At 42.6% G+C, this 24,157-nt stretch carries 25 protein-coding genes; 23 read left to right on the top strand and 2 right to left on the bottom strand.

Going from position 1 to position 24,157, the window contains the following annotated elements; genetic code table 11:
• The first annotated feature begins 10 nt into the window (after positions 1 to 10).
• From ACJ9PY_RS13775 to ACJ9PY_RS13705, 15 genes are all read left to right on the top strand, one after another.
• Complete coding sequence (locus tag ACJ9PY_RS13775; protein WP_063576084.1) at positions 11 to 310, top strand: UxaA family hydrolase; 300 nt, start codon at positions 11 to 13, stop codon at positions 308 to 310.
• A gap of 4 nt (positions 311 to 314) precedes the next feature.
• Positions 315 to 1,472, top strand: coding sequence for a UxaA family hydrolase (locus ACJ9PY_RS13770; RefSeq protein WP_063592552.1), 1,158 nt, complete (start codon positions 315 to 317; stop codon positions 1,470 to 1,472).
• A 22-nt stretch (positions 1,473 to 1,494) separates the two neighbouring features.
• Positions 1,495 to 2,964 (top strand): alpha-ketoglutaric semialdehyde dehydrogenase GucD, encoded by a 1,470-nt coding sequence (gucD, locus tag ACJ9PY_RS13765; RefSeq protein ID WP_098864357.1) that lies wholly within the window; start codon positions 1,495 to 1,497, stop codon positions 2,962 to 2,964.
• A gap of 67 nt (positions 2,965 to 3,031) precedes the next feature.
• Entirely contained in the window at positions 3,032 to 4,180 is a 1,149-nt protein-coding gene (dgoD, locus tag ACJ9PY_RS13760; protein ID WP_191930135.1) for a galactonate dehydratase, read from the top strand.
• A 17-nt stretch (positions 4,181 to 4,197) separates the two neighbouring features.
• Positions 4,198 to 5,109, top strand: coding sequence for a dihydrodipicolinate synthase family protein (locus tag ACJ9PY_RS13755; protein WP_411738354.1), 912 nt, complete (start codon positions 4,198 to 4,200; stop codon positions 5,107 to 5,109).
• A complete protein-coding gene (locus ACJ9PY_RS13750) occupies positions 5,106 to 6,053 on the top strand; it encodes a U32 family peptidase (RefSeq protein WP_268565280.1) in 948 nt (315 codons plus the stop codon). Before ACJ9PY_RS13755 ends, ACJ9PY_RS13750 begins: the two co-directional genes overlap by 4 nt.
• 34 nt (positions 6,054 to 6,087) lie before the next feature.
• Positions 6,088 to 7,047, top strand: a complete 960-nt coding sequence (locus ACJ9PY_RS13745) for a C-terminal binding protein (protein ID WP_145505404.1) — start codon at positions 6,088 to 6,090, stop codon at positions 7,045 to 7,047.
• 14 nt (positions 7,048 to 7,061) lie between these two features.
• Entirely contained in the window at positions 7,062 to 7,925 is an 864-nt protein-coding gene (locus ACJ9PY_RS13740; RefSeq protein WP_063576090.1) for a fumarylacetoacetate hydrolase family protein, read from the top strand.
• Between the two features lie 21 nt (positions 7,926 to 7,946).
• Positions 7,947 to 8,903, top strand: coding sequence for a sugar kinase (locus ACJ9PY_RS13735; RefSeq protein WP_411738353.1), 957 nt, complete (start codon positions 7,947 to 7,949; stop codon positions 8,901 to 8,903).
• A gap of 13 nt (positions 8,904 to 8,916) precedes the next feature.
• Positions 8,917 to 9,549, top strand: coding sequence for a bifunctional 4-hydroxy-2-oxoglutarate aldolase/2-dehydro-3-deoxy-phosphogluconate aldolase (locus ACJ9PY_RS13730; RefSeq protein WP_063577725.1), 633 nt, complete (start codon positions 8,917 to 8,919; stop codon positions 9,547 to 9,549).
• Positions 9,550 to 9,710: 161 nt separating this feature from the next.
• Positions 9,711 to 10,526 (top strand): ATP-dependent sacrificial sulfur transferase LarE, encoded by an 816-nt coding sequence (larE, locus tag ACJ9PY_RS13725; protein ID WP_098864362.1) that lies wholly within the window; start codon positions 9,711 to 9,713, stop codon positions 10,524 to 10,526.
• On the top strand, positions 10,523 to 11,293 hold the full coding sequence (gene larB / locus ACJ9PY_RS13720) for a nickel pincer cofactor biosynthesis protein LarB (RefSeq protein WP_063576093.1): 771 nt from the start codon (positions 10,523 to 10,525) through the stop codon (positions 11,291 to 11,293). The genes larE and larB overlap by 4 nt, the downstream gene beginning before the upstream one ends.
• Entirely contained in the window at positions 11,274 to 12,212 is a 939-nt protein-coding gene (gene larC, locus ACJ9PY_RS13715; protein ID WP_411738352.1) for a nickel insertion protein, read from the top strand. The genes larB and larC (ACJ9PY_RS13715) overlap by 20 nt, the downstream gene beginning before the upstream one ends.
• On the top strand, positions 12,209 to 12,685 hold the full coding sequence (larC, locus tag ACJ9PY_RS13710) for a nickel insertion protein (protein ID WP_098864364.1): 477 nt from the start codon (positions 12,209 to 12,211) through the stop codon (positions 12,683 to 12,685). The genes larC (ACJ9PY_RS13715) and larC (ACJ9PY_RS13710) overlap by 4 nt, the downstream gene beginning before the upstream one ends.
• Entirely contained in the window at positions 12,682 to 13,320 is a 639-nt protein-coding gene (locus tag ACJ9PY_RS13705) for a hypothetical protein (protein WP_063576096.1), read from the top strand. The genes larC (ACJ9PY_RS13710) and ACJ9PY_RS13705 overlap by 4 nt, the downstream gene beginning before the upstream one ends.
• Before the next feature lie 345 nt (positions 13,321 to 13,665).
• On the opposite strand, the gene ACJ9PY_RS13700 is transcribed toward ACJ9PY_RS13705, so the two are convergent.
• Positions 13,666 to 14,583, bottom strand: a complete 918-nt coding sequence (locus ACJ9PY_RS13700) for a DMT family transporter (RefSeq protein WP_411738351.1) — start codon at positions 14,581 to 14,583, stop codon at positions 13,666 to 13,668.
• Between the two features lie 387 nt (positions 14,584 to 14,970).
• On the opposite strand from ACJ9PY_RS13700, the gene ACJ9PY_RS13695 reads away from it, so the two are divergent.
• From ACJ9PY_RS13695 to ACJ9PY_RS13660, 8 genes are all read left to right on the top strand, one after another.
• Positions 14,971 to 15,927: a sugar kinase gene (locus ACJ9PY_RS13695; protein ID WP_063590996.1), complete on the top strand. Its 957-nt coding sequence runs from the start codon at positions 14,971 to 14,973 to the stop codon at positions 15,925 to 15,927.
• A gap of 26 nt (positions 15,928 to 15,953) precedes the next feature.
• On the top strand, positions 15,954 to 16,964 hold the full coding sequence (gene allD, locus ACJ9PY_RS13690) for an ureidoglycolate dehydrogenase (RefSeq protein WP_098864367.1): 1,011 nt from the start codon (positions 15,954 to 15,956) through the stop codon (positions 16,962 to 16,964).
• Between the two features lie 9 nt (positions 16,965 to 16,973).
• Positions 16,974 to 17,993: a zinc-binding alcohol dehydrogenase family protein gene (locus ACJ9PY_RS13685; RefSeq protein WP_411738350.1), complete on the top strand. Its 1,020-nt coding sequence runs from the start codon at positions 16,974 to 16,976 to the stop codon at positions 17,991 to 17,993.
• 15 nt (positions 17,994 to 18,008) lie between these two features.
• Positions 18,009 to 18,629, top strand: a complete 621-nt coding sequence (locus tag ACJ9PY_RS13680) for a bifunctional 2-keto-4-hydroxyglutarate aldolase/2-keto-3-deoxy-6-phosphogluconate aldolase (protein WP_034307107.1) — start codon at positions 18,009 to 18,011, stop codon at positions 18,627 to 18,629.
• A 12-nt stretch (positions 18,630 to 18,641) separates the two neighbouring features.
• Positions 18,642 to 19,718: a mannonate dehydratase gene (gene uxuA, locus ACJ9PY_RS13675; RefSeq protein WP_411740282.1), complete on the top strand. Its 1,077-nt coding sequence runs from the start codon at positions 18,642 to 18,644 to the stop codon at positions 19,716 to 19,718.
• Complete coding sequence (locus ACJ9PY_RS13670; protein ID WP_411738349.1) at positions 19,715 to 20,551, top strand: SDR family oxidoreductase; 837 nt, start codon at positions 19,715 to 19,717, stop codon at positions 20,549 to 20,551. Before uxuA ends, ACJ9PY_RS13670 begins: the two co-directional genes overlap by 4 nt.
• Positions 20,552 to 20,710: 159 nt before the next feature.
• Positions 20,711 to 21,712 carry a LacI family DNA-binding transcriptional regulator gene (locus ACJ9PY_RS13665; RefSeq protein ID WP_063576102.1) on the top strand — a complete coding sequence of 334 codons (1,002 nt, stop codon included), beginning with the start codon at positions 20,711 to 20,713 and terminating at the stop codon, positions 21,710 to 21,712.
• 159 nt (positions 21,713 to 21,871) lie between these two features.
• Positions 21,872 to 23,113: an MFS transporter gene (locus ACJ9PY_RS13660; protein WP_411738348.1), complete on the top strand. Its 1,242-nt coding sequence runs from the start codon at positions 21,872 to 21,874 to the stop codon at positions 23,111 to 23,113.
• A 69-nt stretch (positions 23,114 to 23,182) separates the two neighbouring features.
• Here ACJ9PY_RS13660 and ACJ9PY_RS13655 read toward each other — a convergent pair whose 3' ends face one another.
• Positions 23,183 to 24,052 carry an AraC family transcriptional regulator gene (locus ACJ9PY_RS13655; RefSeq protein WP_098864371.1) on the bottom strand — a complete coding sequence of 290 codons (870 nt, stop codon included), beginning with the start codon at positions 24,050 to 24,052 and terminating at the stop codon, positions 23,183 to 23,185.
• Between the last annotated feature and the right edge of the window lie 105 nt (positions 24,053 to 24,157).

Raw genomic sequence — 24,157 nt, 5'->3', positions numbered from 1 at the left:
GGGTGACAAAATGAGCGAGTATAAAACACTTTACTTAAGTAGGGAGGATAGTGTAGCTGTCGCTTTATCCGAAATCCCTGCAAACACATCAGTAGTTGTGAAGTCAGACCTTGAAGAACTTGTCGTACCCATTCTTGAACCGATCCGTTTTGGACATAAGTTCGCAGTCAAGGCCATCAAACAAGGAGAAGACATAATTAAATATGGGGAAGTCATAGGTGCAGCCTCAGCTTTTATTCCCATTGGTGCACATGTTCATGTACACAATTTAGAAGGCAAAAGAGGAAGGGGTGACAAAATTGCTGAATGAAAAAATGCAGTTTTGGGGTTACCGCCGTCCGGACGGCCGCGTCGGTGTACGGAATCATGTACTGATTTTGCCGACGATAACATGTGCAACTCAAACAGCTCAGCGCGTCACAGAATTGGTGAGCGGAACCGTCACATTCATTCATCAGCATGGCTGTGCGCAAGTGGGCACTGATTATGATCAAACGGCCCGAACCTATGCGGGAATGGGTATGAATCCAAATGTATATGGTGTCATAGTACTCGGACTTGGCTGTGAAACACATCAGGCGCACCGTATTGGGGATGAAATTGCCAAATGCGGTAAACCAGTGAAAACTGTATCGATCCAGGATCATGGAGGCACTCTTCAAACCATTGCCGAAGTATCTAAAATCGCAGTCAAAATGGTCCAGGATGCCTCGATGGTGCAACGGGAATTATGTGATTTTAGCGAGCTGATTGTCGGCACAGAATGCGGTGGGTCGGATGCATGCTCCGGCTTATCGGCGAACCCGGCAGTCGGACGTACTAGCGATTTGGTAGTTCAGCAAGGGGGAACCGCAATATTAGCGGAAACGACTGAACTCATCGGTGCAGAGCATTTGATCGCAAACAGGGCGGCAAATGACCAGGTAGCAAAAAAAGCGTATGCGGTTATTAAAATGATGGAAGACCGCTCGATTCAAATGGGCGTAGACATCCGCACCGGAAATCCAAGTCCGGGAAACATTGAGGGAGGTCTCAGCTCACTAGAAGAAAAATCCCTGGGGGCAGCGACAAAATCAGGTACAACCAGATTGGAAGAAGTCATTGATTATGCCCAGGTACCCACGAAAAAAGGGCTAGTATGGATGGATACGCCTGGCCATGACATTGAGCAATTGACGGGTATGGTCGCAGGCGGTGCCCAAATCGTTCTCTTTACAAGTGGAAGAGGCACGCCGACTGGTTCTCCTATTTCACCCGTCATAAAAATCTCGACTAATACACCAATGTTTGACAGGATGAATGAAAATATGGATTTAAATGCTGGTACGATCGTTGATGGTTTAGAAACCGTTGATGAAGTGGGCAGGCGCATCATGGAAGAAATTCAACATGTTTCTAACGGGAAACTAACAAAAGCGGAGATATTAAAGCAGCATGACTTTGGTATATGGAGAATTGGACCGACATTCTAAAACGAAAAAGGAGCTAAAGACTATGATATCAACTACATTTGCAACGAAAACATATAAAAATTTCATTAATAATGAGTGGGTGAATGCATCTTCTGGAAATACAATCCAAAGCATTAATCCTGCGGACAAAGAACCGGTTGGCTACGTACAAAGCTCAACCGAAAAAGACTTGAATAAAGCTGTAGCCGCAGCGCATAAGGCAAAAAGGGATTGGCGCAGGCTCGGCCAGTCTGCACGTGGGCAAATCCTTTTCAAAACGGCCAATATATTGGAAGAAAATCTAGATGAAATTGCCGAAACCATGACTCGCGAAATGGGTAAAACGTTACCTGAAGCAAAGGGTGAAACGGCACGGGGTGTTGCAATCCTGCGTTACTATGCTGGGGAAGGAATGCGGAAAGACGGCGATGTTATACCATCATCCGATAAAGATGCCCTAATGTTCACGAAACGCAGCCCACTAGGTGTTGTCGGGATAATCACGCCATGGAACTTCCCGGTTGCAATTCCCATCTGGAAAATGGCTCCAGCTCTTGTTTATGGCAACTCAATCGTATGGAAACCGGCTACGGAGGGAGCCGTTACGGCTGCTAAAGTCATGGAATGCTTTACCAAAGCAGGCTTCCCTGAGGGTGTTGTTAATTTTATTACCGGTAAAGGATCGATCATCGGTCAAGGACTCATCGATCATCCGCTTTTAAATGCGATCACATTTACCGGTTCTGAAAGTGTCGGTCAGAGCGTCGCAAAATCAGCTTCAGCCCGCGGGATAAAATATCAGCTTGAAATGGGTGGAAAGAATCCAGTCATCGTAACGAAAGATGCAAACATCGACCAAGCTGTCGAGGCGGTCATCAGCGGTGGATTTCGTTCTTCCGGCCAGAAATGCACAGCTTCAAGCCGTGTAGTCGTTGAATCGTCCGTCTATGATGAATTCAAACAAAAACTGGTAAAGGCAGCAGCGGAAATTACAGTTGGCAACGGTCTTCAAGAGGGTATTTGGATGGGCCCATGTGCAAGCGAAAGCCAGTTCAAAACGGTCACAGAGTACATTGAAAAAGGCAAGCAGGAGGGTGCAAAACTCATACATGGCGGGGAGATATTAACTGGCGGAGACTATGATAGGGGCTTTTTCATCACACCAGCGATTTTTGAAGACGTGACGTCCGAAATGGAGATTGCACAGGCAGAAATTTTTGGACCAGTTATCGCGCTTATGAAAGCAACAGATCTGGTCGAAGCGATTGACTTGGCAAATAATACGAAGTACGGATTGAGTGCATCAATCTTCACATCAAATATTAGTTCAATTTTGGAATTCATCGATGAAATTGAAGCAGGTCTTGTCCGCATTAACGCAGAAAGCGCGGGCGTAGAGTTGCAAGCCCCATTCGGAGGCATGAAGGCATCAAGCACGGGTTCGCGAGAGCAAGGTGAAGCGGCGAAAGAATTTTATACAGCCATAAAAACGGTTTTTATTAAAGGTTCATAACAAGTGCAAGGGAGGTTTCCATGTTTGAAAATCTCTCTTTCTTCAAAAAAACATTGCGAGGTGCTTGATGAAAATCATAAAAATTTCTTTATACAAAGTTCCGCCCCGCTGGCTGTTTTTAAAAATCGATACGGATGAAGGCATTTCCGGATGGGGAGAGCCTGTCGTGGAAGGCCGTGCTGAAACGGTTAAAGCAGCAGTTAACGAACTGACTGATTATTTGATCGGGAGAAATCCGAACGACATTGAAGATATCTGGCAAACGCTTTATCGAGGTGGATTTTACCGCGGTGGCCCAATTTTAATGAGTGCCATTTCCGGCATTGAGCAGGCATTATGGGATATAAAAGGAAAATACTTCGATATTCCTGTATACCAAATGCTCGGCGGCAAAGCACGTCAAAAAATTAAAGTGTATTCATGGGTCGGAGGAGATCGACCTGTGGATGTCGTTGCAGCCGCAATAGAAAAACAGAAAGAGGGCTTCCTTGCTGTCAAAATGAACGCATCAGAAGAAATGAATTACATAGATAGCTTTTCGAAAGTAGAAGCGGTCATCGAACGCGTTGCTTCAATCAGGGAAGCGGTTGGCAACGACTTTGGCATCGGTGTGGATTTTCACGGGAGGATTCATAAAACGATGGCAAAAGCGATTGTAAAAGAACTGGAACCTTACCGTCCCATGTTCATTGAAGAACCGGTGCTCCCGGAAAACAATGAAGCACTTCGTGAGATTGCCTGGCATACTACGTGTCCGATTGCGACGGGAGAAAGAATGTATACTCGCTGGGGCTTTAAGCAGCTACTTCAAGATGGTTATGTCGATATAATTCAGCCGGATCTGTCTCATACAGGTGGTATTTTAGAAGGGAAAAAAATTGCCGCAATGGCAGAAGCGTATGATGTAGCCATTGCGCCGCACTGCCCGCTCGGTCCGATGACTCTTGCTTCATCCATTCATCTGGACGCAACGACACCGAATTTCATTATTCAGGAGCAAAGCCTTGGTATTCATTATAACGAAGGCATGGACATTCTCGATTATATGAAAAATCCAGAATTATTCGACTATGAAGATGGTTATGTGAACATTCCTGATAAACCGGGTCTTGGTGTGGAAATCGATGAGGAAAAAGTGATGCAGGCAGCAGAGACCGGACATGATTGGAAGAACCCAATTTGGCGAAATGAGGACGGGAGCATCGCTGAATGGTAATAAAAGGAGGTAAAATAATGGACTTTCATGGCATCATTCCACCGGTAGTCACCTTATTTGATGAAACGGGGAACTTGGATTTGGAGTTGAACAGAAGGTATATCGACCTATTAATCTCACGGAATATTGACGGTATTTTGTTAATGGGCAGTTCAGGTGAGTTCTCCTCACTTACAACTGAAGAAAGGAAATTATATGTACGCGAAATGTTAAAGTACATTAACGGAAGAGTGCCAGTTATGGTCGGAGTCGGGCATACCGCATTAAAAGAGGTGCAAGAACTGACTTCTTATGCAGAAGAGCATGGAGCGAACGGTGTTCTCGTAGTCAACCCATATTACTGGAAGCTGTCTGACGAGCAATTATACCGACATTTTTCCAGTGTGGCGAACCATACTGATCTGCAAGTTTTCATTTATAACATCCCGCTCTTGACAGGTCAAAACTTATCCATCGAACTGATTAAAAAATTAGCCGAAGATCATTCAAACATTGCAGGTATTAAAGAGACGGTCAGTGATTTCGGCCACCTTCGTCAAGTGCTGGCTGAAGTGAAGAAAGTTCGCAGTGATTTCAAAGTCTTCTCCGCTTTTGACGAGCATTTGCTTCCGGCCCAAATGATTGGAGCAGCGGGAAGCATTAATGGAAGCGCGGTCTTTGCCCCGGAAATATCCGTACATTTATATGAATCGTATCATAAAGGAGATCTCGCTGAAGCCCAGAAAAATCATCAAGTGATTTCAAAACTGATGGATGTGTACAATTACGGTCCGACATTTTTTACAGCCATGAAGGAAGCTGTTCATCAGCGCTGGTTTGACGTTGCTGCTAGTCACCGTGCCCCATGCGATGTATACCCTGCTGATTTGGGTGACAAAGTAGCTGCACTCTTAAAAAATATAGATATGAAAGAAGGCGTCCAAAAATGAAAGAATCACGCGACTTGCTCGAAACGTTAGGCTACCCATCTACTGATCTTAAAGAACTTCCTACATCAACGAAAACATTTCCGGACGGTGCTCAATACCGCATTGAACTGCCAAGTGTAGAAGGCCCAGCGGCCCTAAAAGAAACATTGAAAGAAATTGACCGGCTTGGTCTGACTATTCACCGGATATCCCAGGGCAGCGGCATCATGCTTCAAACGGATGAAGAAATTAAAGAAATGTGTGAAATGACAGCAGAGCGCGGTATGGAGCTCAGTTTGTTTGTCGGTCCCAGGGGTTCTTGGGATGTCAGTGCGGGACCGCTTACGCCAGGAGGTAAATCCCAGGGAATCCGCCATGAAGGATCGGACCAGCTTGTTTATGCCATGGAAGACTTGAAAAGAGGAGCTGCACTTGGTCTTCGCGGTGCGTTAGTTGCAGATGAAGGACTCCTACTTTTAACGAAAGAAATGAAAAAACACGGACAGCTTCCGGAAGACTTTGTTGTTAAAGTATCGGTTCAAATGGGTTCAGCCAATCCAGTATCCGTTAAATTAATGGAAGACATCGGAGCGGATACCTACAACGTACCACCTGCATTAACGCTGTCCAAACTTGCAGCGATCCGACAATCAATAAACATTCCCATTGATTTATATGTTGAAGTTCCTGATACCTTTGGAGGCTTTCTTCGCTATTATGAAATACCGGAAATTATCCGTGTATTGGCGCCAGTATACATTAAATTTGGTCTGCGTAATCACCCTGATGTATACCCTTCAGGGAAACAATGGGAAAGTACGAACATCTCACTCGCTCAAGAACGTGTACGCCGTGCCGCAATTGGCATTCAAATGATCGAACGATACTATCCTGAAGCAATAACATCGAAACTCGGTGCAGAAGGACTCGGCATTGCAAAAATTGAAAAGGCAGCAGCGAAATAGATGTCTGGTCTTACTATAAAGGAGTGGAGCCCGAATGACCTTTAAAATATTATTAACGGATTACGAATTTGAACATTTGAAATATGAAGAAGAGATTTTTCAAGAAAGCGGTCTGGATATCAATTTCATCAAAGCGCAATGCAAAACTGAAGAGGAAGTAATGGAGCATGCAAAAGAAGCGGATGCAATTTTAAATCAATATGCTCCTATCTCAAGACGAGTCATCGAGTCGCTCGAAAACACGAAAATCATTTCCCGCTATGGTGTTGGCGTCAATACAATTGATCTCGATGCGGCTAAGGAAAAGGGGATAACTGTCGCCAATGTACCGGATTATGGCATGGAAGAAGTATCGAATCATGCATTGGCACTTTTACTTTCGTCGGCGCGGAAAGTGACTCTGTTAAACAAGGAAGTGAAAAAAGGTAACTGGGACTTTAAAGTGTGTGTCCCGATTCACCGTTTTAACGAACAAACGGTTGGGGTTCTCGGCTTTGGCCGGATTCCGCGCCGTTTCATTGAAAAGGTGAAACCGCTCGGCTTTAAAACCGCTGCTTATGACCCTTTCGTATCGGCTGCAGACATGGCTGCTGTCGGGGTTCAAAAAATGGATCTCGACGAAATTATAGGCGAAGCCGATTATTTGTCGATCCATGTGCCCTTAATTGATGATACATACCACCTGATCAATGAGGAGCGCCTTAAACAGATGAAGAGTAACGCGGTCATCATTAACACGGCACGCGGACCGATAATCGATGAAAAAGCACTTTCCAATGCACTTGAAAAAGGGATCATTGCAGGTGCTGCACTTGATGTGACAGAAAATGAGCCTGTCAGCATCGATAGCCCGCTACTCACAATGGACAATGTCATCATTACGCCTCACAGCGCCTGGTATTCTGAGGAAGCGATGGTTGAACTTCGTCAAAAAGCAGCAAGAAATATCGTTCAGGTCTTAAAAGGGGAAAAAACACCATACGCATTAACCTAAGAAAGGGGAAAAAAATGAAAATAGCGACTTTTTCCGTGCAATCCGAACAGCACATCGGTCTAGTTCAAGATGATCAAATAATTAGTTTAACGGCTCTCTGTCCAGAGGAATTTCCTGCATGCATGAAAAAATTTATAGAACGAAGCAGCGAGTTGCGCACACGTGCTGAACAGTTAATCGAGCAACGGATAAATGAGGATGCAATATTCAAAACGTCAGATGTGAAAATCCTGCCGCCAATCGCAAAGCCGGATAAAATCATTTGCGTAGGACTTAACTATTTTGATCATTGTAAGGAAACGGGGATGGAGCCGCCTGCTTCGCCAGTCATTTTTTCAAAATATTCGAATGCGATTACAGGTCATAATGATCCGATTGAAATCCCAATTAATTCAACAGAGGTCGACTTTGAAGCAGAGCTTGCTTTTGTCATTGGAAAAGAAGCGAAACGTGTGTCAGAAGAAGAGGCGGATGACTACGTCTTTGGCTACACGATTATGAATGATATCAGCGCCCGAGATTTGCAATTTCAGGACGGTCAGTGGTCAAGAGGCAAAACGGCGGACACATTTGCTCCATTTGGTCCTGTTATCGTGACAAAAGATGAAGTGGGTGACCCTCACAATCTAGCGATTTCGCTTGAATTAAACGGTGAAATTATGCAGGATTCAAATACAAGCAACCTAATTTTTACGGTTCCGAAAATCATTTCATTTTTATCACAGTCCATGACACTAATGCCAGGTGATTTGATTGCAACTGGCACGCCACCAGGAGTTGGAATGGGAAGGAATCCAAAAATCTGGTTGAAAAACGGTGACCGGATGAACGTCAGCATTGAGAAGATCGGTACGCTTTCTAATCACGTAATAGCATGACAAGAGAAAGAAGATGATGACATGGATGTTGTAACCATCGGAGAAACAATGACAGTGTTTACCCCGAATGAAGAAGGACCGCTACGCCACGCCAGATCTTTTTCGATGAAGTTTGCCGGTGCGGAATCCAATGTCGCGATCGGGTTAAGCCGACTCGGTCATAGCTCACGCTGGATTAGCCGTCTCGGTGATGACGAATTTGGCGATGCCATGCAATCGTTCATTCGCGGAGAAGGCGTTGATGTCTCTTATGTAACAAGAGACCCTGATGCGCCTACCGGCGTCTTTTTTAAAGAATTCAGACGGCTGAATGATACCCGGGTTTATTATTACCGGAAAGATTCGGCAGCTAGTAAAATGACGGCGGAATTACTAACTGATCTTGCCATCCAAGATGCCGCTTATCTCCATATTACGGGGATTACCCCTGCACTAGGGAATTCTTGTCAGTCGCTCTTGGATAAAGCGGTCCGCATTGCTAAAGAAAACGGAACAAAAATCGTCTTCGATCCGAATATTCGCTTGAAAATATGGGGTGATGAAAATGAAGCACGTCACATCATAACAAAGTACGCCTCGAAAAGTGATATCGTCATGCCTGGGGTGGCCGAAGCCGAATTTTTATTCGGCTCCCATACTCCGGAGAAATTTGCCGATCATTTTCATGAACTCGGTGTCGAAACAGTTTTACTTAAATTGGGCAAAGAAGGCTCTTTAATTTCAGCCCCGTCTGTACCGAAAACATACGTTCCTGGATTCTATGTGGAACGGGTCGTTGATCCCATCGGTGCTGGGGATGCTTTTGCATCCGGTGTACTTTCCGGACTGCTTGATGGACTGCCGCTAGATGAAGCTGCAAGGCGTGGAAATGCCATGGGAGCAATGGCAACGATGGTAAATGGCGATGTGGAGGGTTTGCCGGCCCGTGCCGACCTCGCTTTGTTCATGAGTGGCGGCGCTGATGATGTGAAGAGGTAGAAAGGTGGAAAAAATGACTAAACTTGAAGAGCTTAAACATGGGAAGCTGGTCGGCGTCATCCGCGGTGCACGCCCCAATCAAATTATACCAATCGCCCGGGCCCTGAAAGAGGGCGGCATCCGAACGCTAGAAATAACAGTGGAAACTCCCAAAGTGTGCCATTTGATTGAAAGAGTGAAAGAGGAGTTCGGTGATGATATCATAGCGGGTGCCGGTACAGTATTGGATCCTGAAACGGCCCGTGCGGTCATCATGGCAGGGGCGGAATTTATCTTTTCTCCAACCGTCAATGTCCAAACGATTAAACTGGCGAAGCGCTATGGCGTTATTAGCATCCCAGGTGCGCTCACACCAACAGAAATATTGACTGCTTATGAGCATGGAGCTGACATTATCAAAGTTTTCCCGGCAGATGCTTTGGGTGTTAGCTACTTTAAAAATCTTAAAGGACCGCTTCCTCATATTCCCCTTATGCCAACTGGCGGTGTCAACCTTGACAACCTCGCGTCATTTTTTAAGGCAGGGGCCATCGCGGCGGGAGTAGGCGGTTCATTGATCAATCCTGCGAAATTGATTACAGGTGAAGATTACACCAGGCTGACAGAAACGGCAAAAAAATTCTCGGCTATCGTACAAAAAAGCTAAAGCCGTCCAGCGCTTATATGAATATCATTTCAATAAGCGCTGGGAATGAAAGTACGACTGCTTTATTTCCTCCTTTTCAATTTTTTTGTAATCCATCAAGGGTGTGATAATGCTGGTGGGCAGTGGATAAATTCAGCTAAACCAGAAAGGGGAAAAGTGATATGTTACTAGAAAAGTACAGAAATCTGCAGGATATTCTTCAAAAAATGGAGTCGGTTGTGGTCGCTTTTTCAGGAGGGGTGGACAGCACGTTTTTGCTAAAAGTCGCTATTGATACTCTGGGTTATGATAATGTGTTAGCCGTTACAGCGGATTCGGAAACCTATCCATCGAGTGAGTTGAAAGAAGCCATTATGCTATCAAAATGGATTGGTGCCAACCATCGTGTCATTCAAACTTCGGAGTTGGCCATTCCTGGATATAAAGAAAACAATCAGAATCGCTGTTACTTTTGTAAAAGTAGTTTATTTGACCACCTGCTTCCTATTCTTGAAGAATATGAATTTAATAATATTATTTATGGAGTTATCGCTGACGATGCTAACGAATTTCGTCCAGGCATGAAAGCAGCTAAAGAAAAAGGAATCAGGGGACCTCTTCTAGAAGCCGATTTATTCAAAGAAGAAATAAGAGTATTGTCCAAGCAAGCCGGATTGCCAACCTGGGATAAACCGTCATTTGCTTGCCTATCCTCACGAATAGCATATGGCGATATCATTACGAAGGAAAAATTGACCAAAGTTGATAAATCAGAGGCTTACATAAAATCACTGGATATTCATCAGGTAAGAGTAAGGACGCATGAGGATACTGCCCGAATTGAAGTTGAACCCGATGATATGCCAAGAGTGCTTCAATACCATGCGGCGATCACGAAACGGCTGAAGCAATTTGGTTATAAGTATGTATCAATGGATCTCACGGGCTATACAAGCGGAAGTATGAATATGGCGCTTAAAAAGGAAGAGATGTCATGATTGACGATATTTTGGAGCAGGTTCAAAAGGGTTCATTAACAGTTGCGGAAGCGAAGGGGAAACTTGCATCCTATGAAAATTTAGGGTTTGTAAAAATCGATCATCATCGCAAAAGGAGACAAGGCTTTCCCGAAATTGTGTTTGGGGAAGGGAAAACAGCTGAACAAATTTTAACGATTGTCCAATCGCTGCGGACAAGGAATGATTCCGTGCTTGTGACTCGTATTTCTCGGGAAAAAGCGGTATTTGTACAAGAAGAATGTAGTGATTTTGAGTATAACGAGATTGCACGGACACTTGCTTGGGTTAGAGAAAAGCCGAAAACCGTTGATTCATATATTGCAATTGTATGCGCCGGGACATCAGATTTGTCTGTTGCTGAAGAAGCAGCCGTGACGGCCGAAACTCTAGGTATTCCTGTCAGGCGTATATACGATGTTGGCGTTGCTGGGCTTCATCGCCTCCTTGACAATATAGACGAAATAAGGGGTGCTACCGTATCAGTTTGTGTCGCGGGAATGGAAGGGGCACTTCCAAGTGTGTTAGGAGGCCTTGTCACGAATCCAATTATTGCTGTGCCGACAAGTATTGGTTACGGTGCTAATTTTAACGGTTTATCGGCCCTTTTATCAATGCTCAATTCATGCGCATCTGGTGTAAGTGTGGTGAACATCGATAATGGATTTGGTGCAGCCTACAATGCAGCGATTATATACAAGCTTGTACATAAAAAGGAGGTCAATTGTGATGAGGACTTTATATTTTGACTGCTTTTCCGGCATAAGCGGAGATATGGTTATTGGTGCGTTGATTGATGCAGGTGCAGACCCTGTACAAATGGAAGAAGAGTTAAAAAAGTTGAACATGGATGAAGAATATAATCTGTCATGGGGGAAGGTCGTCAAAAATGGCATTACGAGTACTAAATTTGATGTCATTCTTACCAGTAAATCAGACCAAACACATGAACATAGCCACAGCCATGAACACGAGCACAGTCATGGACACAGTCACAGTCATGAACACGAGCACAGACATGGACACAGTCACAGTCATGGACACGAGCACAGTCTTGGACACAGTCACAGTCATGGACAAGACCACAGTCATGAACACGAGCACAGTATTGGACATGAACACAACCATTGCCATGTACCACACAGCCATCACGGCAGCCGTACCTACAAACAAATTGTAGAAGCTATCAATGAGGCGAACTTTATTGAATCGGTAGCTAACATGTCACTCGCCATTTTTAAGAAGATTGGTGAAGCGGAAGGACATATACACGGGCTTCCACTGGAAAAAGTACACTTTCATGAAGTAGGGGCGGTAGATTCAATAATAGATATAATCGGGGCTGCAATTTTAATCGATCAGCTAGGTATTGAATCAGTTCAGTCATCAGCCATTCCAACGGGATCTGGACATATACATATTGATCACGGAATATATCCTGTTCCTGCACCTGCCACCCTTGAAATATTAAAGGGGGTAGCGATTGCCTCAAACGATATTCGTTCTGAATTAGCAACGCCGACCGGTGCTGCCATCGCTGCGGTTTTAGCTGGAAATTTCGGCTCGCTTCCATCTATGACTGTCGAATCGATTGGCTATGGTGCGGGCACAAAAACATTCGAAAATCATCCGAACGTCCTTCGAGTTATCATAGGGGAGACTCAATGAACCGCCCGCCTGATCATGAGCATCTTGATGAACAAATGGTGAAAATGGAAGTGAATCTAGATGATATTTCCGGTGAATGGCTTGGGCATGTTATGGATTTGTTGTTCGAATCAGGAGCAAATGATGTATTTTATACGCCAATCTATATGAAAAAAAATCGACCGGGGGTGTTATTGCAGCTTCTTTGTTCACAGCAGGTGATTTCGAAAATGAAGAAGATATTATTTGCTGAAACGACGACTCTCGGGATACGCTACTATCCACTTACCGTGCACAGGCTCGAACGATCATTTTTACATGTACATACACAATGGGGAAAAGTGACGATGAAGAGGGGTATTCATGAGGGATTGACCTTGCAACAGGCACCTGAATATGAAGATTGCCGTAAAATTGCCTTACAGAACAATATACCTCTTAAAAGGGTGTATGAAGAAGTTTGGAAGTGTCTCGGGGAGGTCAAAGAGAAATGAGTTTGGTGTCGATTCTTACATTAGGATTCCTATTGGGGATAAAGCATTCGTTAGAACCGGATCATGTTATTGCCGTAGCAACGACGGCAGGAAACACGAAAAAATTATCCCGTTCCACTCTAACGGGGGTGTATTGGGGGATAGGCCATACAAGTACGCTGTTTCTTATAGGTGTGCTATTCATTTGGATGAAGGGGGAAATTCCAGAGTCGTTAAGCATGACACTGGAATTCGGCGTTGGCATTATGCTTGTTATGCTAGGGGCGAGAAGTTTATTTAAAGCACGCCCTGATATTAAGAACGAGAAAGATAGATTTCGTCCTTATTTGGTGTCTGCTTTAATTGGTTTCGTCCATGGTCTCGCTGGCAGTGCCGCAATGGTCATTCTAACGATGTCGACCGTAACCGGTATTGGCGAAGGATCTATCTATATCATTATATTTGGTGCAGGGACAATTATTGGCATGCTGTGCTTTACTACCATTCTAGGCATACCGTTTGCTTTGAATGGGAAGGACATCGTTTTAAACCGAATCTTCATCAAAATGGCGGGAGCTATAAGTTTTGCATTCGGAATTTATTATATATACAAATTGGGTGTAACAGAAGGCTTGTTTGCGCTCTGGGCTAGTTGATTTATTTTATAAGCATGATATTTGACTGTCTAAAACGAATAGTCAGTCTTTTTTATTATATAAGTTCATCAAACCAAGCTTGATTCCTCAGAAAGAAAAGGCCACAACCGACAATAAGCTTGTCTTTACAGGAACACTTCAATGGACATGTTCAAGCAAATTTTTGGGTATATTGTAACAGATATGAATCTCCAATTATTATTCTGCAATTATTTGTAGTTGAAAGAAGGGAAGGACAATAAAAATAAGATCCTACGACACTGCCATTTTTATAAGAATGGCAGTGTCGTAGGATCTGTTATCATGTTACATAGAAAGTCACGAAATCTAGTTCCGCTCCGGCCGCTAGGCAGATAAACGTTTATTTTTCTTTTGGAGAATCCATATTTCAATTGCACCAGAGCCAAGCAATACTCCTGAAACAATGAAGATAAGTCCGATGAAATGTGCAGGTACAAGGGCTTCATTAAGGAAAAATGCTGCCCCTAACAAAGAGAATAAGGTGTTTAAGTTAAGAAATATGGATGATTCGGCTGCGCCTACCTTACCAATGGCATAATTATAGCTCATGTGCCCGAGGGCGGTGGCAAAAATAGCGGAGAAAAAGAAAGCTCCCCAGATGGATGGCGGTGCGGTTGCCAGGGAAGATAAGCCCTCTGGTTCCTTCCATAAGCTGATGGCAAAAAGAATAAAAGACCCGATCAGCATCATGTAGCCGGTTAATAATCGTGGATCCATTGTTTTTGAGGCTTTATTTATGAGGATGAAACTCAATGCCTGTGAAAGAATGGAAAGCAAAATATCCACATCCCCAAGATTAATAGAATGAATTCCTCCGCTTCCTGCCATAACGGTAAAACTCACACCCAGGGAACCGCATATAAAGCCTAGCAGCTTGATTAACGTAGGTTTTTTTCGAAAGAAAATCATGGTCAAAATGACAGTCAATATTGGCCCCATGCCCAAAATCAATCCAGTATTCGAGGCGGATGTCTTCGTCAATCCCTCAGCTAAAAAATAATGATGAAAAACGACACTCAAAAGTGCTCCTCCAAAAACGTAAAAAAGTTCACTTTTTTTAGGAAGGCGTATTAGTCCAAAGAAGAAAAGGATAATAATGACGATAAGAGAAGCAGTAAAAATTCTCATAGATGTTATCGTTACGGGCTGCGTATGCGCAACTAAAATTTTAATAACTGAGACATTTAACCCCCATGTAATCATTATTCCGGTAAGTAAGATGTATATTTTCAAAAAACTCATTCCAAACAACCTTTCAAACTTATTTAACAATTGATATATTATACAACTTTCTCCCAAATTAATAGCAAAGAGTAAATTTGATCGAAAAAAATCTGAAACTGTCAATCATTTAAAGATGAAACAGTGCTTGTTCATTTTCCATAATAAGGTTTATTTATCTTAAATTTAGCTGAAATATCATATGAAATAGTATCGAATAAAAATAAAATTACAAATTATCAAACTTTTCTATTGTTTTTGATAGGGTTTTCATTTACAATTTCCTTATGATTTACCAAACCGGTTTAGTAATTAACTAAATCGATTTAGCTAATAAGCATAATGAAAGTGATATGATCAAATGTTTTTGTTTCCATTTGTGAATGTTCGCAAGAAGGAGGTACTGTATTGTCATCAAAATATGGTGTTTTAACGCTGGGCGACGCCATGATCACGCTAAATCCGGAAGAGACAGGACCTTTAAGATTCGTTAACCGTTTTGAGCGAAAAGTAGGAGGCGCTGAACTGAATTTTGCGATTGGCTGTGCAAGGCTAGGCTTGCGGTCAAAATGGATAAGCCGTTTAGGCAAGGATGAGTTCGGTAAAGTTATTTATAATTTCGCTCGTGGAGAAGGCGTGGACATGAGTGATGTGGCCTATGTAAATGGATATCCAACATCTCTTAACTTTAAAGAAATTCGGGAAGATGGTTCCGGAAAGACATTTTATTACCGCTATCAATCTCCCATTTTAACTTTAAAGCCTGGAGATATAACAGAGAAGATGTTTGAAGGGATTGATATAGTCCACCTTACTGGAGTATTTTTGGCTATAGATCCGAAAAATGTCAACATTGCCAAGAGGGTAATGGAAATTGCAAAACAAAAAAATATACCTGTTTCTTTTGATCCGAATATCCGCTTAAAGCTATGGTCCATCGAGGAAGCAAGGTCAGTTTACTATGATATTTTTCCATATGTTGATATTTTGCTTACAGGTTTAGATGAAATAAGATTGATCATCGGTACTGACTCAAAAGAATCTTTGGCTGAATTCGCGAAGGTGAATGCTATTGATCAGCTTGTCATTAAGGACGGGAAACAAGGTTCAAAACTATATACTAAAAGTGAATGGCATGAAAAAGAAGCTTTCCCTGTAATACCTGTAGATACAGTTGGTGCAGGTGATGGTTATGATGCCGGTTATATTTACGGATACCTTAATGGTTTATCAATTGATGAAAGATTGGCATTCGCAAATGGTGTAGGAGCTCTTGTCACCACTGTTGCAGGGGACAATGAAGGATTACCATATTTGGATGAAGTAATGCCTTTCATACAGAATGAGATTGTAATAGAAAGATAGTAGGCTGAAAGAAATGGGGAGAGAAAATGGCAACAGTAACGATACAAGCAGAGGAAGCAAAACGATTAGTTATAAAGCAGCTGACCAAAGTGGGTTTGAATGAAGAAACTGCCGGGAAAATTGCGGAAGTATTGGTTCATGCTGATCTCAGAAATGTCAATTCCCATGGTGTTTTGCGAACAGAGCATTATGTGAACCGTTTACAGGCAGGGGGTATAAATCCCGAAGCCCAGATTTCCTTCCAAAAGACAGGGCCCGTTACCGGTGTAGTTGATGGAGATGATGGATTTGGGCATGTGATCAGCGACGTGGCCATGGACCATGCAATCGATATGGCGAGAGAAAATGGCGTGGGCATGGTGACTGTTTTTAATAGCAGCCATTGCGGAGCACTAAGTTATTTCGTTCAAAAAGCCGCTGATGCAAAGTTGATTGGCATCGCGATGTCACATACCGATAAAATTGTCGTCCCGTTCGGGGGAAAAACATCATTTCTTGGTACCAACCCAATCGCTTACGGAGTTCCTGCCAAAACGAAGAAACCCTATATTCTTGATATGGCTACATCCAATGTTGCATGGGGGAAAATTCTCCAGGCACGCGAAGAAGGAAAGGAAATCCCTGAAGGATGGGGTGTCGATGAAAATGGAGCTGCAGTCACGGATCCGAATAAAGTCGTTTCCCTTTCCACTTTCGGAGGCCCGAAAGGCTATGGTCTATCGGTAATTGTAGATGTGTTTTCTGGATTATTGGCCGGTGCGGCATTTGGCCCGCACATTGGGAAAATGTATGACGATCTTGATAAGAAACGGAAGCTGGGGCATTATTTTTGTGTAATTAATCCTTCATTCTTTACTGATACTGATATATTTTTAGAGCAAATGGATCAAATGATTGAAGAGCTGAAACAGGTTGAACCTGCTCCAGGGTTCGATCGCGTATATGTACCGGGTGAGATTGAACAGATCAATGAAGAAAAAAACCTGAAACATGGTATTACGATAGCATCAAGTGTTTATGAATTTCTTACAAAGTAGGTGGGAGAAATGAAAGCGGTTCAAGTACGGAAAGCTCATGAACTTATCATACAAGAAGTGGAAAAACCACGGATTTCGAACTCGACGGATGTCCTTGTAAAAGTAAAAAGAGTCGGGATTTGTGGATCGGATATGCATATTTACCATGGTACGAATCCTCTTGCTACGCTGCCGCGAGTCGTCGGGCATGAAGTAGCGGGAGAAGTTGTGGAGATTGGACAAGGCGTCGTGGGCATAAAAGTTGGGGACCATGTTGTTATTGAGCCCATAAGTTACTGCGGGAAGTGTTACGCCTGCCGCAAAGGCCGCCAAAATGTTTGTGAAAAACTGTCCGTTTTTGGCGTACATGAAGATGGTGGTATGAGAGAATGGTTCGTCCTTCCCGAGAAACAATTACATGTTGTGGATTCCGCGTTGGCTTGGGAAGAAATAGTATTGGCTGAGCCATATACAATCGGAGCACAGGCCGTTTGGAGAGGTGAAGTGGAGGAAGGGGAAACAGTGCTTATCCAGGGAGCTGGGCCTATTGGGATTTGCATATTAAAGATGGCAAAGCTTCAAGGAGCATCAGTGATGATCACGGATTTAAGCGAGGAACGTTTGGAATTCGCTAAAGAAAGCGGCGCTGATATCATTGTCCATGCGGGAAAAGAAGATGTTCAAAAACGAGTGGAAGAATGGACGAATGGAGAAGGTGCCAACGTCGTCATTGATGCAGTATGCTTGCCGATGACATTTGAATTGTCCTTTGATGTCGTATCAACGGCGGGCCGGATTGTCGTACTCGGTTTTGATGAACGGCCTGCATCAGTTTCCCAACTCCCAATCACTAAAAAGGAAGTCTCGGTTAAAGGGTCTAGGTTGCAAACCAATCAGTTCCCAAAAGTAGTTACACTTTTAAATGAAGGAAAACTCAGACATGAAGGTTTAATTACCCACACATTTTCGCTGGATGATATCCAGGAAGCATTTAATTTTGTGGAAAATCATCCCGAACAAGTTCGAAAAGCGATCATCGTTTTTAATTAAAGGGGGGCAGGATTTATGGACAAACATTCAATCATTCATCGAATAAAGGAAACGAAAGTTGTAGCTGTTATCCGGGGACAGGATGCAAAGGAAGCGGCACAACTGTCTAAAGCAGCTGTGGAAGGCGGTGTTCGGGCAATAGAATTGACTTATACAACACCGGGAATTGAAGAAGCTTTCAATGAACTGCAGAATACGGATGCACTCTTAGGAGCAGGATCGGTACTTGATTCTGAAACGGCTCGACATGCGATTTTAGCTGGTGCCAATTTTATCGTCAGTCCCTATTTTGTCAATGGAGTAGCCGAACTTTGTAATCGATACGGCATTCCCTATATGCCTGGTTGCATGACAATCAAAGAAATGGCTACGGCAATGGAAGCAGGTTGTGATGTTTTGAAGTTATTTCCGGCAAACCATTTTGAACCTTCTTTCATCAAGTCGGTTAATGGTCCACTGCCTAATGTAAGAATCATGCCAACCGGCGGAATTAATTTGGATAACATGAAGGACTGGCTGAATGCAGGTGCGGTGGCAATCGGGATCGGCAGTGATTTGAACAAAGCCTATCAAAATGGCGGCTATGAAGCAGCAGTGGAATTAAGCGGAAAATATATGCAAAAGATTGCGGAATGACGGAGGTGCATGATGAACATTACTTTTAGATGGTATGGAAAAGACAATGATACCGTTACTTTGGAGCACATTAGACAGATTCCTGGTGTGAAAGGGATTGTTTGGGCACTACACCAAAAACCTGTTGGTGAGGTATGGGAAAAGGAAGAAATTAAAGAAGAAATCGAATATATCCAATCATTTGGTTTTCATACGGATGTTGTAGAAAGTGTAAATGTCCATGAATCGATTAAATTGGGTAACGAAGACCGCATGATATATATTGAGAAATACAAAGAGACGATCCGAAATCTCTCGGAAGCTGGAGTGAAAGTCATTTGCTATAACTTCATGCCGATTTTTGATTGGACTCGTACGGAAATGTTCCATCCTTTGGAAGATGGCTCAACTGCCCTATTTTATGAAAAGGCGAAAGTGGATACGTTAGAACCGCAAGATTTGATTCGTACTGTGACGGAAGCTTCCGATTTAACTTTACCAGGTTGGGAACCAGAAAAGATGGATCGAATTTCTGAATTATTCGAAGCTTACAAAACTGTCGACGAAGAGCAGTTATGGGCGAATCTTGAAATATTCCTAAAAGAAATATTACCTGTTGCCGAGGCTTGCGGCATTAAAATGGCTATTCATCCGGATGATCCGCCATGGTCAATTTTTGGCTTGCCAAGAATCATCACCGGAGAATCGAGCTATGAAAAACTGATCTCGATTTCGGACTCACCCTCGAATGCATTTACCATGTGTACTGGATCGATGGGGGCAAACCCTGAAAATGATATGGTCCAAGTGGCTAAAAAGTATGCAAACCGTTCGCCTTTCTCCCATATTCGAAATGTGAAGATTTATGAAAATGGTGACTTTGTGGAAACGTCCCATCATACCCAGGATGGATCCATCAATATACAGGGCGTCGTGGAAGAATTGAATAAGCAGAATTATACTGGTTATGTCAGGCCAGATCATGGCCGCCATATTTGGGGTGAAGATTGTCGCCCAGGTTACGGTTTATATGACCGAGCATTGGGCATCATGTATTTGCTCGGATTATGGGATGCATATGAAGCTGGTAAATCAGGTGGGAAATCATGATTCCCATCCATGAAAACTTATCGAATAGGGTGGCAGTGATCACTGGAGGCAGCGGTGTTTTATGTTCGAAAATGGCTGTGGAATTGGCCCGTCATGGTGTCAGGATAGCTATATTGAACAGATCGGCCGAAAAAGGGCAAGAAGTGGTCGAACTCATTGAACAAAAAGGGGGCACTGCGATATCCATAGCAGCAGACGTTTTGGATAGAGCCTCATTGGAGAATGCAAGAGGAAAAATAATAGAAGCGTTCGGAAGAGTGGATCTATTAATAAATGGAGCTGGAGGCAATCATCCTGATGCCATTACAGCTCCAGAGAAATATGGGGAAGAAGCGGAAGGAAAATCATTTTTTGATCTGGATGAGGATGGTTTCTCCCAAGTTTTTGCCAGTAATTTCACCGGTACATTTTTGGCAAGTCAGGTTTTTGGAAAAGAATTATTGCAAGTGGAAGCACCAGTTATCGTAAATATATCTTCCATGAGCGCCTACGCTCCGATGACTAAAGTGCCAGCATACAGTGCGGCCAAAGCTTCGATAAATAATTTTACGATGTGGATGGCTGTACATTTTGCCGAAGCAGGTTTACGGGTAAATGCCATTGCTCCAGGATTCTTTTTGACGAAGCAAAATCGGGATCTTCTGCTTAATGAAGATGGCAGTCTGACAGCAAGGTCTAATAAAATCATTACTTCAACACCCATGAAGCGTTTTGGGCAGCCTGAAGACTTACTTGGAACGTTGCTTTGGCTCGCTGATGAATCCTACTCGGGCTTTGTCACTGGAATTACGGTACCGGTCGATGGTGGTTTCATGGCATACTCCGGCGTCTGAATTCAGCTCCTATAAAAAGGCAAACAAGTTAACGTGATAAATTAGTTCCATGGTATTGGAAATTGACTTTTTTACTGCATCAGAAGGTGATTGTAAAGCTTTACTTATTATAATAGAATATTCCTTATATATTGAAATCACACGACAGGGATGAATGAAATGAAAACCATTACAATTACTGATGTCGCCAATCACGCGAAAGTATCAAAAAGCACAGTTTCCCAATACCTGAACAAACGCTATGAATATATGAGTGAAAAAACCAGGAAAAAAATTGAAGAAACAATCGAAGAGTTAAACTATCAGCCTAATATAATAGCGCGCAGTTTAAAACAAAAGTCCACTTTTACCGTTGGGGTAGTGGTTGCCAATATCCTTCACACGTTTTCAACGCAAGTTATTAGAGCGATAGAAAACTACTTTTATGAACAAGGGTTCCATATTATCGTATGCAATGCGGATGACAATCCTGAAAAGGAAAAGAATTATATTGAAATGCTAAGAGCTAAACAAGTGGATGGGATCATCATTTTCCCCACAGGGGACAATCTTGATTTATATCGACGGATGAAGAGTGATCAATTCCCGATTGTATTCATGGATAGGACAATCCAAGAATTGAATATCGCTACAGTCATGCTCGATAATCACCTTGCTTCCAAGTTAGCGATCGATCGGTTTATTGAAAAGGGTTTTGAAAACATTGCAATCATAACCACTTCAATAATACGCGATATCAGCCCTCGAATCGAACGGATCAAAGGGTATAAGGATTCACTCGCGTCACATGGGATACCAGTCAATTCTGAATATATAAAAACCGTGAATGCAGACGAAATTCCGCTTGCGCTTTCAGAATTTTTCGAATTGGAAAAGCCGCCTCAAGCCATATTGGCAGGAAATGATATCGTACTTAATGAAGTATTGCGTTATATGAAACAGCATGAAATCCATATACCTGATGACATAGCGGTCATAGGCATCGATGATGTACCATATGCCAGTTTCTATACACCGACCATCACAACGGTTAATCAGCCAGCCATTGAAATGGCCAACTTGGCAGCTGAGTTACTGCTTAGTCAAATCAATAAAACAGGAAAAGAGGATACAAGCGTGCATCGCTTGAAACCGACTTTGCTTTCAAGGAATTCTTGCTAGATTAGGATGTAAGAATCCCCGTGAAAAAGAAAGCGCTTTTTTTACGGGGATTCTAAACCGATTTAGTTTTTGGGTCATATAGGTTTTACTCTTGGTTATTAAATGGAAACGTTTCCAAAAATGCTGCTGCATTTTCAGAAATGTATAGGGGGGTACTTTATGTTTTCAAATGGTAGAGGAATGGTTATCGTATTCTTGTTCTTGGCAGGGGTAATAAATTATCTGGACCGATCTGCACTGTCCATTGCAGCTCCGTTCATTCAAGATGATTTATCTTTAACAGCCACACAGATGGGAATTATCTTTAGTAGCTTTTCCGTTGGTTATGCCGTATTTAACTTTCTTGGAGGCATGGCGTCCGATAAATGGGGAGCGAAGCTTACGCTTTTCGTGGCGATGATCGTTTGGTCTTTATTCAGTGGTGCGCTTGTACTTGCTGTCGGTTTTGCCAGTATGATCGTCATCCGTATCCTGTTTGGGATGGGCGAAGGCCCTCTTTCGTCAACCATCAATAAAATGGTGAATAACTGGTTCCCGGCAAATCAACGGGCATCTGTCGTTGGTTTGACGAATAGCGGGACGCCGCTTGGTGGCGCCATTGCAGGTCCGATAGTTGGATTCATTGCCCTCTCTTATGGATGGAGAGTTTCTTTCATTGCCATAATGGTAATTGGTCTTATATGGGCGATTTGCTGGTGGAAGTTCGTTAAAGAAAAACCAGAAGAGTCAAAGGAACAGAAGCATACAGGAAAATCTTATGTAGCGGCAACATCGGAAGGGAAATTGAAATTCACCTTCTATTTAAAACAAAAAACGGTTTTATTTACAGCTCTAGCCTTTTTTTCTTACAACTACATTCTCTTCTTTTTCTTAACTTGGTTCCCAAGCTATTTGGTGGATGCACGCGGGCTAAGTGTAGAAAATATGAGTATCATTACAGTGATTCCTTGGATTTTTGGATTCATCGGACTAGCTTTGGGTGGATTCGTGTCAGATTTCTTCTATAAAAAATTTGCACAAAAAGGTGTTTTATTCTCACGTAAGCTAGTGCTAGTAACATGTTTGTTCTTATCGGCGTTATGTATCGGTTTTGCTGGACTTGTATCCACAACAGTCAGTGCAGTAACGCTTGTCGCACTTTCCGTCTTCTTCCTATATTTGACTGGTGCCATTTACTGGGCCATCGTCAACGATGTCGTCGACCCTGGTAATGTTGGTTCTGTTGGAGGTTTTATGCATTTCTTGGCAAATACAGCAGGAATCATCGGACCGACGTTAACAGGATACATTGTCGATACCTCAGGCACATACACAGTTGCATTCTTGCTTGCAGGTGGATTGGCAGTTGTTGCATCGCTAGCGGTCATCCATTTTGTACGGCCGATAGTAAAGCCTGCGTAATAGATTGTTAGAATGGAAGTGTCTCCCAAAGGGAAGACACTTCCATTTTTTCATTTGTATTAGGCATGCCTAGCGGACCCTATTTTCTTTTCGAAATGTAGCTGGTGTCTTTTCATTGTATTTCTTAAAGGTACGATAAAATTGGGGCATGCTTTCAAAACCACACATTTCGGCAATATGGGCAATGGTGTGATTCGTTTCCAGTAAAAGTTCCTTTGCCTTGATGATCCTTTTCGTGTTTAGATACACGACTAACCCAATTCCAGTCGTTTCCTTAAAAACCCTGCTAAAATGTGCGGGACTGACCAAAGCTTTTTGTGCAAGTATCGTCAGCGTCAATGGTTCATCCATATGTTCATTAATATAGATTAAAATATCTTTCATCCATTCTGAACTATAGCTCTTGCCCTCGGATAATTCTTGTTTGCCATTTATCCGGATACGGTATAAATCAAGTATGATCTGGTGAACGGTCAGCAAACAACCATGCCTCGAGCCTATCGATCGGCTATTCATTTCTTGCAGGATAAGTTCTAACTGTTCTTCCATCTTAACTTGTTTCTTTTGCGGCAATGATAATTTATAATTCTTACTCTTTTTTGTCAGATCAAACAAATGTAAATATGAAAAAGAATCATCAACCATATCTTTATATATTAATGTGGGACTGAAAAAGATAATGGTGGAGGTAACAGGGTCGTCCTTATTCGGTAAAGCCCTATGAATGGTATTATTCGGGATCAGGAATACATCCCCTTGCTGCATATCATAAAACACATCACCGATAAAAAAGGTCCCTTTACCGTTATAAACATAAACAATTTCATAATGGTCATGCATATGATCGGACAATTCATTCTGGGGACTTTTCGTATCTTGATAGACAAAAGAAAATGGGAAGAGTAAATCATGATTTAATGCATTATGGATTTTTTTCATTTGTTCATCTCCTGAAAGTATAATACAACAAGAATGAGTATATTTATAGCAAAATACGCAATTAATATTTCAAAAATTGATGTTAAAATTAATAGAGGATTTGAA

This window comes from Peribacillus sp. S4 (assembly GCF_046715815.1).
Lineage (GTDB): Bacteria > Bacillota > Bacilli > Bacillales > DSM-1321 > Peribacillus > Peribacillus frigoritolerans.
Note: the sequence above shows the minus strand (reverse complement) of the source record. Positions and strands in the feature narration are given on the sequence as shown.

Excerpts from the sequence above, each read along its gene's own strand:
- ACJ9PY_RS13775 (WP_063576084.1), top strand. The coding sequence starts at position 11 with ATGAGCGAGTATAAAACACTTTACTTAAGTAGGGAGGATAGTGTAGCT.
- ACJ9PY_RS13770 (WP_063592552.1), top strand. The coding sequence starts at position 315 with ATGCAGTTTTGGGGTTACCGCCGTCCGGACGGCCGCGTCGGTGTACGG.
- gucD (WP_098864357.1), top strand. The coding sequence starts at position 1,495 with ATGATATCAACTACATTTGCAACGAAAACATATAAAAATTTCATTAAT.
- dgoD (WP_191930135.1), top strand. The coding sequence starts at position 3,032 with ATGAAAATCATAAAAATTTCTTTATACAAAGTTCCGCCCCGCTGGCTG.
- ACJ9PY_RS13755 (WP_411738354.1), top strand. The coding sequence starts at position 4,198 with ATGGACTTTCATGGCATCATTCCACCGGTAGTCACCTTATTTGATGAA.
- ACJ9PY_RS13750 (WP_268565280.1), top strand. The coding sequence starts at position 5,106 with ATGAAAGAATCACGCGACTTGCTCGAAACGTTAGGCTACCCATCTACT.
- ACJ9PY_RS13745 (WP_145505404.1), top strand. The coding sequence starts at position 6,088 with ATGACCTTTAAAATATTATTAACGGATTACGAATTTGAACATTTGAAA.
- ACJ9PY_RS13740 (WP_063576090.1), top strand. The coding sequence starts at position 7,062 with ATGAAAATAGCGACTTTTTCCGTGCAATCCGAACAGCACATCGGTCTA.
- ACJ9PY_RS13735 (WP_411738353.1), top strand. The coding sequence starts at position 7,947 with ATGGATGTTGTAACCATCGGAGAAACAATGACAGTGTTTACCCCGAAT.
- ACJ9PY_RS13730 (WP_063577725.1), top strand. The coding sequence starts at position 8,917 with ATGACTAAACTTGAAGAGCTTAAACATGGGAAGCTGGTCGGCGTCATC.
- larE (WP_098864362.1), top strand. The coding sequence starts at position 9,711 with ATGTTACTAGAAAAGTACAGAAATCTGCAGGATATTCTTCAAAAAATG.
- larB (WP_063576093.1), top strand. The coding sequence starts at position 10,523 with ATGATTGACGATATTTTGGAGCAGGTTCAAAAGGGTTCATTAACAGTT.
- larC (WP_411738352.1), top strand. The coding sequence starts at position 11,274 with ATGAGGACTTTATATTTTGACTGCTTTTCCGGCATAAGCGGAGATATG.
- larC (WP_098864364.1), top strand. The coding sequence starts at position 12,209 with ATGAACCGCCCGCCTGATCATGAGCATCTTGATGAACAAATGGTGAAA.
- ACJ9PY_RS13705 (WP_063576096.1), top strand. The coding sequence starts at position 12,682 with ATGAGTTTGGTGTCGATTCTTACATTAGGATTCCTATTGGGGATAAAG.
- ACJ9PY_RS13700 (WP_411738351.1), bottom strand. The coding sequence starts at position 14,583 with ATGAGTTTTTTGAAAATATACATCTTACTTACCGGAATAATGATTACA.
- allD (WP_098864367.1), top strand. The coding sequence starts at position 15,954 with ATGGCAACAGTAACGATACAAGCAGAGGAAGCAAAACGATTAGTTATA.
- ACJ9PY_RS13685 (WP_411738350.1), top strand. The coding sequence starts at position 16,974 with ATGAAAGCGGTTCAAGTACGGAAAGCTCATGAACTTATCATACAAGAA.
- ACJ9PY_RS13680 (WP_034307107.1), top strand. The coding sequence starts at position 18,009 with ATGGACAAACATTCAATCATTCATCGAATAAAGGAAACGAAAGTTGTA.
- uxuA (WP_411740282.1), top strand. The coding sequence starts at position 18,642 with ATGAACATTACTTTTAGATGGTATGGAAAAGACAATGATACCGTTACT.
- ACJ9PY_RS13670 (WP_411738349.1), top strand. The coding sequence starts at position 19,715 with ATGATTCCCATCCATGAAAACTTATCGAATAGGGTGGCAGTGATCACT.
- ACJ9PY_RS13665 (WP_063576102.1), top strand. The coding sequence starts at position 20,711 with ATGAAAACCATTACAATTACTGATGTCGCCAATCACGCGAAAGTATCA.
- ACJ9PY_RS13660 (WP_411738348.1), top strand. The coding sequence starts at position 21,872 with ATGTTTTCAAATGGTAGAGGAATGGTTATCGTATTCTTGTTCTTGGCA.
- ACJ9PY_RS13655 (WP_098864371.1), bottom strand. The coding sequence starts at position 24,052 with ATGAAAAAAATCCATAATGCATTAAATCATGATTTACTCTTCCCATTT.